The sequence below is a fragment of the Terriglobales bacterium genome, from assembly GCA_035457425.1.
In the GTDB taxonomy this organism is placed as follows: domain Bacteria; phylum Acidobacteriota; class Terriglobia; order Terriglobales; family Acidobacteriaceae; genus JACPNR01.
Genome location: DATIBR010000188.1, coordinates 1 through 7,758, shown reverse-complemented (window position 1 = coordinate 7,758; position 7,758 = coordinate 1). Strand labels below are relative to the sequence as shown.

At 65.1% G+C, this 7,758-nt stretch carries 8 protein-coding genes; 2 read left to right on the top strand and 6 right to left on the bottom strand.

Annotation, left to right across the window (positions count from 1 at the left end):
* Positions 1-216: 216 nt before the first annotated feature.
* The 6 genes from amrS to VLA96_14860 form a co-directional block, all read right to left on the bottom strand.
* Entirely contained in the window at positions 217-1,350 is a 1,134-nt protein-coding gene (gene amrS, locus VLA96_14885; GenBank protein ID HSE50490.1) for an AmmeMemoRadiSam system radical SAM enzyme, read from the bottom strand.
* 133 nt (positions 1,351-1,483) lie between these two features.
* Positions 1,484-1,696 (bottom strand): DUF1059 domain-containing protein, encoded by a 213-nt coding sequence (locus VLA96_14880; protein HSE50489.1) that lies wholly within the window; start codon positions 1,694-1,696, stop codon positions 1,484-1,486.
* Positions 1,697-1,779: 83 nt separating this feature from the next.
* The gene (glmU, locus tag VLA96_14875) at positions 1,780-3,213 is read right to left on the bottom strand and encodes a bifunctional UDP-N-acetylglucosamine diphosphorylase/glucosamine-1-phosphate N-acetyltransferase GlmU (GenBank protein HSE50488.1); all 1,434 of its coding nucleotides are present in this window, start codon (positions 3,211-3,213) and stop codon (positions 1,780-1,782) included.
* A 49-nt stretch (positions 3,214-3,262) separates the two neighbouring features.
* Positions 3,263-4,336 carry a uridine diphosphate-N-acetylglucosamine-binding protein YvcK gene (gene yvcK, locus VLA96_14870; protein HSE50487.1) on the bottom strand — a complete coding sequence of 358 codons (1,074 nt, stop codon included), beginning with the start codon at positions 4,334-4,336 and terminating at the stop codon, positions 3,263-3,265.
* Between the two features lie 10 nt (positions 4,337-4,346).
* Positions 4,347-4,895 carry a tetratricopeptide repeat protein gene (locus VLA96_14865; protein ID HSE50486.1) on the bottom strand — a complete coding sequence of 183 codons (549 nt, stop codon included), beginning with the start codon at positions 4,893-4,895 and terminating at the stop codon, positions 4,347-4,349.
* 290 nt (positions 4,896-5,185) lie between these two features.
* Positions 5,186-5,623 (bottom strand): CYCXC family (seleno)protein, encoded by a 438-nt coding sequence (locus VLA96_14860; protein ID HSE50485.1) that lies wholly within the window; start codon positions 5,621-5,623, stop codon positions 5,186-5,188.
* Between the two features lie 121 nt (positions 5,624-5,744).
* On the opposite strand from VLA96_14860, the gene lepB reads away from it, so the two are divergent.
* Together lepB and carA are read left to right on the top strand one after the other, a co-directional pair.
* Positions 5,745-6,296, top strand: coding sequence for a signal peptidase I (lepB, locus tag VLA96_14855; protein HSE50484.1), 552 nt, complete (start codon positions 5,745-5,747; stop codon positions 6,294-6,296).
* 194 nt (positions 6,297-6,490) lie between these two features.
* Entirely contained in the window at positions 6,491-7,621 is a 1,131-nt protein-coding gene (gene carA / locus VLA96_14850) for a glutamine-hydrolyzing carbamoyl-phosphate synthase small subunit (protein HSE50483.1), read from the top strand.
* Positions 7,622-7,758: the final 137 nt, after the last annotated feature.

Below are 7,758 nucleotides of genomic sequence, written 5' to 3'. Positions count from 1 at the left end.
CGCCTGTAGGGCGGCGAAGAATCTTATGAAACGCTCTCGTCCGTGAGATCCTTCGCGCGCTTGGGCGCGCTCAGGATGACACTCAGCGGAAGGTGTGAGAGAGGAAGAGAGGCGGACGCCGTATTGAAGAGTGCTTGGGGGGTCTTGGCGCCCGCCCCTTTGGGGTTCTGGTTACCTAGATAGACGTGATCCTGCGAAAAAAGTTTCCAAAAAATCTCACGACAGTGGGACCAGGCGGTCGGGCCGTCCGCGTGGTGAGAAGGGGTGCGAGGCGATCTGGCCATCGAACTTCGCGGCCCAGCGGCCGGGGATGGCGGTCGCGCACTTCGGGCACTTGCCGTCGGCGGTGAGCCGGTAGTCCGTGATGAGGTATCCGTAGCGCGCGATGAGTAGCTCGCGACAGGAGTGACAGCGCGTGTTCTCCCAATCCCCGACGCGTCCCGGCAGATTGCCGCAATAGACGTAGCGCAACCCAGCGTTCTTGCCGAGCTCCGCGCCGCGCAGCAGGGTCTCCACCGGCGTGTTCGGCGTCTCTTCCATCTTGTAATCGGAGTGGAACGCGGTGAGGTGCCAGGGGATGTCGGGCGAGACGCCGGCCAGGAAGTCCGCGGCATGGCGCAGCTCGTCGTCGGAGTCGTTGAAGCCGGGGATCACGAGCGTGACGATCTCCAGCCAGAACCCCATCTCGCGCAGCGCGCGAATGGTGTGCAGGATGGGCTCGAGCCGCCCGCCCAGTCGCCGGTAGTGCCGGTCGTCGAACGATTTCAGGTCGACCTTGTACAGGTCGACGTGCGGCCGGATGAACTCCAGCACCTGGGGCGTGCCGTTGCCGTTGGAGACGAATCCGGTGACGAGGCCCGCCTGCCTCGCCGCCTTGAAGATCTCGACCGCCCACTCGCTGGTGATGAGCGGCTCGTTGTAGGTGGAGACGAGCGCGCGCGCGCCGAGGCGCTTGGCGTCCGCGACCAGCGCCTCCGGCGTGGCCTCGAGCGGCGGCGAGACCGCGCCGGGATCGCGCAGCGCCTGCGACGTCACCCAGTTCTGGCAGTACGCGCAGTGCAGGTCGCAGCCCAGCATGCCGAAGCTGTAGGCGAGCGCGCCGGGATAGGCGTGGAAGAACGGCTTCTTCTCGATGGGGTCGCACTGCACGCCGCCGACGTATCCCCAGGGCACCAGCAGCTTGCCGCCCTGGTTGAAGCGCACCTTGCAGACGCCGGCCTGGCCCTCGGGGATGGGGCACTCGTGCCCGCAGGAGTAGCAGCGGATGCGGTTCTTGTCGATGGGCTCCCACAGCTCGCGCGCGCCTTCGCGCACGTGGCTGTAGAGCACGTCTTTGAGCGTGGTGGACATGGCGCTACAAGAAAATTCTACGCCGTTCGCGAGTCGCCGGATGCCCCGGGACACTTCAAGTATCGCTTGAAGACACGACGGCGCGCCCCGAAGGACGCGCCGGTCGTGTGCAGGGACTGGTCCAGGGGAACGCTTAAGCGGCGGCTCTGCGGATCGCGCCGCGCACTTTGTCCCACGTCTCGTTGGTCCATTCCTTGAGGCCATGGTGTTCGCGGCCGTGCTCGGCCACGCGCTGGCGGATCTCGTCCTCGTTGCGGCCCGTGGTCTGCCAGTTGCAGTCGCCGTAGCCGGCGTCGGCGCAGCGGAAGCTCAGGTTGCCGGTCTGGGGATTCGGTTCGTTTGCCATCAGAAACACCTCCCTATGAGTTCGCACCCATTGTGGAGAAGATCCAGAGCTGGATGGGGAAGAATCGAAAGCTGCTGCTGGAATTATTTGCGGCGGCCAGCGGCAACCGTGGCGGCAGTGGCGGTCCTGCGGCCGCGCGCCCAGCCGTGCTTCAGCACCTGGCGGGCGCGCCCGAGCGCGAGCGATTCGGAGGGGACGTCGTCGGTGATGGTGGAACCGGCGGCGATATAGGCGTCGCGCCCGATGCGGACCGGCGCCACGAGCGTGGAGTCGGAGCCGACGAACGCGCCGTCGTCGATGACGGTGGCGTGCTTTTCGACGCCGTCGTAGTTGCAAGTGATGGTGCCGGCGCCGACGTTGACGCCGTCGCCGATGACGGCGTCGCCGAGGTAGGTGAGGTGGTTCGCCTTCGAGCCCTTGCCCAGCCGGGTCTTCTTGGTCTCGACGAAGTTGCCGACGTGCGCGCCCTCACCGATCTCGCTGTCGGGACGGAGATGCGAGTACGGCCCGATGATGGCTTTGCTGCCGACGCGCGACTTGTCGATGATGGAGCCGTTGCGGATGGTCACGCCGTCGGCGATCTCGGAATCGGTGATGACCGAGTACGAGCGGATGCGGCAGTCCTGGCCGATCCGGGTGGCGCCGTAGAGCTGCACGAAGGGCTCGATGACGGTGTCGGCGCCGACCTCGACCTCGCGGTCGATCATGCACGTCCACGGCAGGCGGATGGTGACGCCGTTGGCCATCAGCTCCGTCACCTTCTCGAAGCGCAGGTGGAGGTCGAGGTGCGTGAGCTCCATCATGGTGTTCGCGCCCAGGACCTCGGCGGCCTGCTCGGCTTGGAGCGCGACCACGCGCTGCCGGGCCTTGACCAACAGCGCGGCCATGTCGGTGAGGTAGAACTCGCGGTGGGCGTTGTCGGTCTTCAGCCGCGAGATGTGCTTGTAGAGCGGCTTGGTCTGGAAGGCGTAGATGCCGGAGTTGATCTCACGCGCCGCTTGCTGGGCCTTGGTCAGCGCCTTGTGCTCGACGATGGCGGCGATGTCGTCGCCCTGCGCACGGATGACGCGGCCGTAGCCGGCCGGGTCGGGCGGGACGGCGGTCAGCACCGTCATGGCCGCGTTCTTCTTGTGGTGGAAGTCGCGCAGGCGGCGGATGGTCTCGGGGCGGATGAGCGGCACGTCGCCGGAGAGGACGAGCACGCTCTTGTACTTCGCGAGGGCGTCGCGCGCGACCATGATGGCGTGGCCGGTGCCGCGCTGGTCTTTCTGCAGGACGAACTGCACGCCGGTGGCGGCGACCGCCGAGCGCACGCGGTCGGCCTCGTGGCCGATGATGACGTAGATGTCTTTCGCTTCCGCCACCTGGCGGGCCGCCGCGATGACGTGCGCGAGCAGCGGCTTGCCGCCGATCTCGTGCAGCACCTTCGGGCGCTTCGACTTCAGCCGCGTGCCCTTGCCCGCCGCCATGATGGCGATGGCGAAGGAACGGCCGGGAGCCTTGTTCGACTTGAACATTTCGCGGGTAATGGTAACAGCCGCACGGCTGCGGCGAAACCGGGAGCGGCTAACGCATGGCTGCGCTCGCTACTGCCGGCTCGCGCGTGCGCTCCGCCGCGAGCTTGAGCAGCGCCGCCGCCAGGCGGTCGGTGGCGTGGCGCGCGATGCCGGCGTCTTCTTCGAGGAAGTCGCCGGTCTCGACCCGCAGTCCGAGGGCGCTGAAGCCGTCGCGGTCGACCTCGATCTGGCCCTGGCCTTCTTCGGCGTACTTGGCCCGCAGGGCCGCCGACGCGGGCCTGTCGTTCACCAGGGCGAGGTCGAAGAAGCGCTGCGCGGCCGCGTGCATGTAGATGGCGAGCACGTGGTCGGCGGCGGTGAGCCCGAGGCTCTCGTTCGCCTGCGTCATGAGGTTGCAGACGAATACTTTCAGGGCGCGCGAGCGCGCGATGGCCTCCGGGACGCCCTTCACCAGCAGGTTCGGGATGAGGGAAGTGAAGAGCGAGCCGGGGCCGATGGTGATGAGGTCGGCGTCGGCGATGGCCGCCAGCGTCTCACGGAGCGGCTGGGCGTCCCTGGGCTCCATGCGCAGCTCGACGATGCGGTGCTTGCTGGCGGTGATGTTGGTCTCGCCGGCGACTTCGGAGCCGTTGTTCATGCTGGCGACGAGCTGGACGTTCGCGGTGGTCGAGGGGACGATGCGGCCGCGCGTCTTCAGAATGGCGGACGACAACTCGACCGCCTTCGTGAAATCGCCGGTGACCGCGGTCAACGCCGTGACGAAGAGATTGCCGAAGCTGTGGCCTTCGAGTCCCGCGCCCGCGGTGAAGCGATACTGGAAAAGTTTGGAGAGCAGCGCTTCATCTTCCGAGAGAGCGACCAGGCAGCTGCGGATGTCACCCGGCGGCAGGATGTTGAACTCTTTGCGGAGGCGCCCGCTGGAGCCGCCGTCGTCGGTGACGGTGACGACCGCAGTGAGGCTCGCGATCGCCGGCGCACCCGCGGCGGGCTGCGAGCCCGGGACGACGACGTACTGCTTCAATCCCTTGAGCAGGGTGGAGAGGCCCGTGCCGCCGCCGATGCAGAGCACGCGCAGCGGACGCGCGGAAAGACCCGCACCGGCCCACTTGCCCTGGGAAGTCATGGCGGGGATTCTAACGGGAACGCGTGCCGGAAGTCGCCATCGGCGGAGGCTCGCTGGCCTCGGGATAGAGCAATTCGGTGAAGCGCGGGTCGTCGGCGAGGTTATGGAAGTCGGTGTCGTTGCGCGCCTGCAGGCGATTCATCGGGTTCATCTTGATGGCGGTCGCCAGGTAGCGCAGCGCGTCCTCGGGCTTGTGGGTGAGGCAGGAGAGCGCGGCGAGACCGTAGACCGCGTAGTCCGCCTTGGGCGATTGCTTCTGGATCTTCTCGAGATGCGAGCGCGCGCCGTCGTAATCGCCGGAGTTCATCAGCGAGACGGCGAAGTCGTAGTGCTCCTCGGGGGTCTTGAACGAGGTGGAGGTGCGCGCCATCTGCTGGTTGCAGGTGTTGAGGTGGACGAGGGCGCGGTCGGCGAGCTCGCGGCTGGCGCCCTTCACGACTTTCTCCAGCAAGGACTTGGCGCGCTCGAACTTGTGCTCCTGCATGGCCTTGAGTCCGGCCTCGTAATTTTGCACAGCCTGTGCAAAACGGGGGTCATCGGCGAAGTTGGGCTTCTTCACCAGGGGCGGAGCGGCCGCCGCGCGGCGACCCTTCGCGCCAGCTTTCCCCTTTGCTTTCTTTAACTTGGCAGACGAGGCTTTAACCTTTGCTGCCGCTTTCTTCTTCATGTGGTTGCACTTCCGCGAATGTAAGCGCGTGTAATCAGTCCACAGCCCTGTGGAAATCGATTTTGCCGCGCCCTAGGAGCAAGGTGTTATACGCGGAAGGCGCGCACCGAGTCAAACGAGCTGCGTTGCGCACCAAAGCGACGGGCGCGACCGTGGCCGCGCCCGTTTCAGGGAAAGGCCGGTTACTTGAGGGTGGCCGAAGCCTTCAGGTCGACGTTCTTGTAGTCGCCCGCCATGATGCCCTGGCGGATCTGCGCCGCGGTCTTGCCCTTCTTGGTCTGCTGGTAGGCGTAGACCGCCTCCTGCATGCAGATGCCGCAGTGCGCGCCGTGCATCGACTCGAAGCACGAGCGCAGGCTGGTGTGGCCGTGCCCCTTGTCGCAGTGGCAATAGCAAGGCTGCTGGTAGAGCACCTTGTCCACGCGCGAGGCCAGCCGGTAACTGTGCTTCTGGAAGGGATAGTCGACGCCTGGGCCGGTGACTTGCGCCGGCGCGAGGATGGCCGGCAGCTTCTCGCCCTTGGGCGGCGGACCCGAGTGGAACGCCGGGGTGTCCAACCACTGCGCCGACATGGTGACCGCAAATAACGCGACGAAGGCCGCGCTCAGTACGCGCTTCATGGGAAGCTCCTGCCCCTATTGTAGCTGCTGAGGTGCTTTCTGTTTAGATGCGAAACCCGGTCCAGAGTCGCTCCCGGGTGACCGGAGGGCGGGAAAAATCGTCTAAGATAGGGACGCCTTGATGGACGAGACGCCGAACCCGAACCCGGCTCCGCGACGCCGCTTCGGCACCCTGCGGATGTGGGTGCGCGACCTCGTCATCTCGGCCATCGTCTCGGCCTTCATCATCATGTTCCTGTACCAGCCGGTGAAGGTGGAAGGCACCAGCATGCTCCCGGGGCTCGAGGACCAGGAGCGCATCTTCATCAACAAGTTCGTCTACAAGTTCGAATCCATCCAGCGCGGCGACATCGTGGTGTTCCGCTACCCGCGCGACCCTTCCAAGAGCTACATCAAGCGCGTGATCGGCGTGGCGGGCGACAAGGTCGTCATCCGCAGCGGATACGTCTACGTGAACGGCACGCTGATCCAGGAGCCGTACGTGCCGGTGCAGTTCTTCGACCCGCGGTCGTATGCCGAGACGATCGTGCCCGAGGGCTCCTACTACGTGCTGGGCGACCACCGCACCATGTCAAACGACTCGCGCGACTTCGGGCCGGTCGACGCCGACTACATCTACGGCAAGGCGGTGTTCGTGTACTGGCCGGTGGGGAAGCTGGGGATCCTGCGGTAAGACCTTCAACGCAGAGGCGCTGAGAGCGCCGAGGACTTCGTTTTCGGTCCGAACGGGCCGCTCGTTTGTCGCCTCACCCGATTGAATCAGCGCGGAACGCCGCCTACACTTTTCCACAACCTCGGCGCACTCTGCGTCTCTGCGTTGAAGAAGTTCTCTGCTAGAATCAATAAAATCCACGCCCCGGAGATTGCATGCAAGCGATCCTGGCCCTGGAAGATGGACGGATCTTCAAGGGCAAAGGTTTTGGCGCGAAAGGCGAGTGCTACGGGGAAGTCGTTTTCAATACCAGCATCACCGGCTACCAGGAGATCTTCACCGACCCTTCCTACGCCGGCCAGATCGTCGTCCTGACGAATCCCGAGATCGGGAACTACGGCACCAACCCTGAAGACAACGAGGCCACCCGCCCCTACATCGAGGGCCTGGTCACGCGCGAGTTCTCCAAGATCAGCTCGAACTGGCGCTCGCAAGAAGTGGCCGAGGAGTACCTCGAGAAGTTCAAGATCCCCGTCATTTCGGACATCGACACGCGTGCGCTGGTGCGCCACCTGCGCGATAACGGCTGCAAGCGCGGCGTCATCAGCTCGATCGAGAGCGACATCGACAAGCTGATCGAGAAGGCCCGCGCCATCCCCATCATGGTCGGGCAGGACCTCGCCAAGGTCGTCACCACCAAGCAGCGCTACCAGTGGGAGCTGGGCGAGCGATCGATCGAGCCCACGGAAGTGGTCGGCGTGAAAGACGCGCCGCCGCGCTTCCACGTGGTGGCCTACGACTTCGGCATCAAGCACAACATCCTCAGGAAGCTGGCGAGCGAAGGCTGCAAGGTGACGGTCGTCCCGGCGGAGACCAACGCCGAAGACGTGCTCGCGCTCAATCCTGACGGCGTCTTCCTCTCCAACGGCCCGGGCGACCCCGAACCCTGCACCTACGCGCAGGAGAACATCCGCCGCCTGATGGGGAAGAAGCCCATCTTTGGCATCTGTCTCGGCCACCAGCTCATTGGCCTCGCGCTCGGCGGCAAGACCTACAAGCTCAAGTTCGGCCACCACGGCGGGAACCACCCCGTGAAGCAGATGGCGAGCGGCAAGATCGAGATCACGGCGCACAACCACAATTTTGCCGTCGACCCGGAGTCGCTCTCGACCTCGGAAGTCGACCTGACGCACATCGACCTGAACGACAACACGCTCGAAGGCCTGCGCCACCGCAACTTGCCGCTGTTCAGCGTGCAGTACCACCCGGAAGCATCGCCGGGGCCGCACGACTCGCACTATTTGTTCAGGGATTTCGTGAAGATGATGGAGGAGTGGAAAGGGTGATCAAGATTATCGCAGCAGTCGGTGCGATTTGGTTCGTCATTACGGCGGCGAGTGTGTGGTACTTCACTCAGGGGAAATGCCCTAAGGATCAAGAACCTGTGGTTTCGCGATTACAGGGGAGCGTGGTAGGCAAAGAC

Bases quoted from the DNA above. Each gene is read 5' to 3' on its own strand.
- VLA96_14880 (HSE50489.1), bottom strand. From the start codon at position 1,696: ATGGCAAACGAACCGAATCCCCAGACCGGCAACCTGAGCTTCCGCTGC.
- yvcK (HSE50487.1), bottom strand. From the start codon at position 4,336: ATGACTTCCCAGGGCAAGTGGGCCGGTGCGGGTCTTTCCGCGCGTCCG.
- glmU (HSE50488.1), bottom strand. From the start codon at position 3,213: ATGTTCAAGTCGAACAAGGCTCCCGGCCGTTCCTTCGCCATCGCCATC.
- carA (HSE50483.1), top strand. From the start codon at position 6,491: ATGCAAGCGATCCTGGCCCTGGAAGATGGACGGATCTTCAAGGGCAAA.
- amrS (HSE50490.1), bottom strand. From the start codon at position 1,350: ATGTCCACCACGCTCAAAGACGTGCTCTACAGCCACGTGCGCGAAGGC.
- lepB (HSE50484.1), top strand. From the start codon at position 5,745: ATGGACGAGACGCCGAACCCGAACCCGGCTCCGCGACGCCGCTTCGGC.
- VLA96_14860 (HSE50485.1), bottom strand. From the start codon at position 5,623: ATGAAGCGCGTACTGAGCGCGGCCTTCGTCGCGTTATTTGCGGTCACC.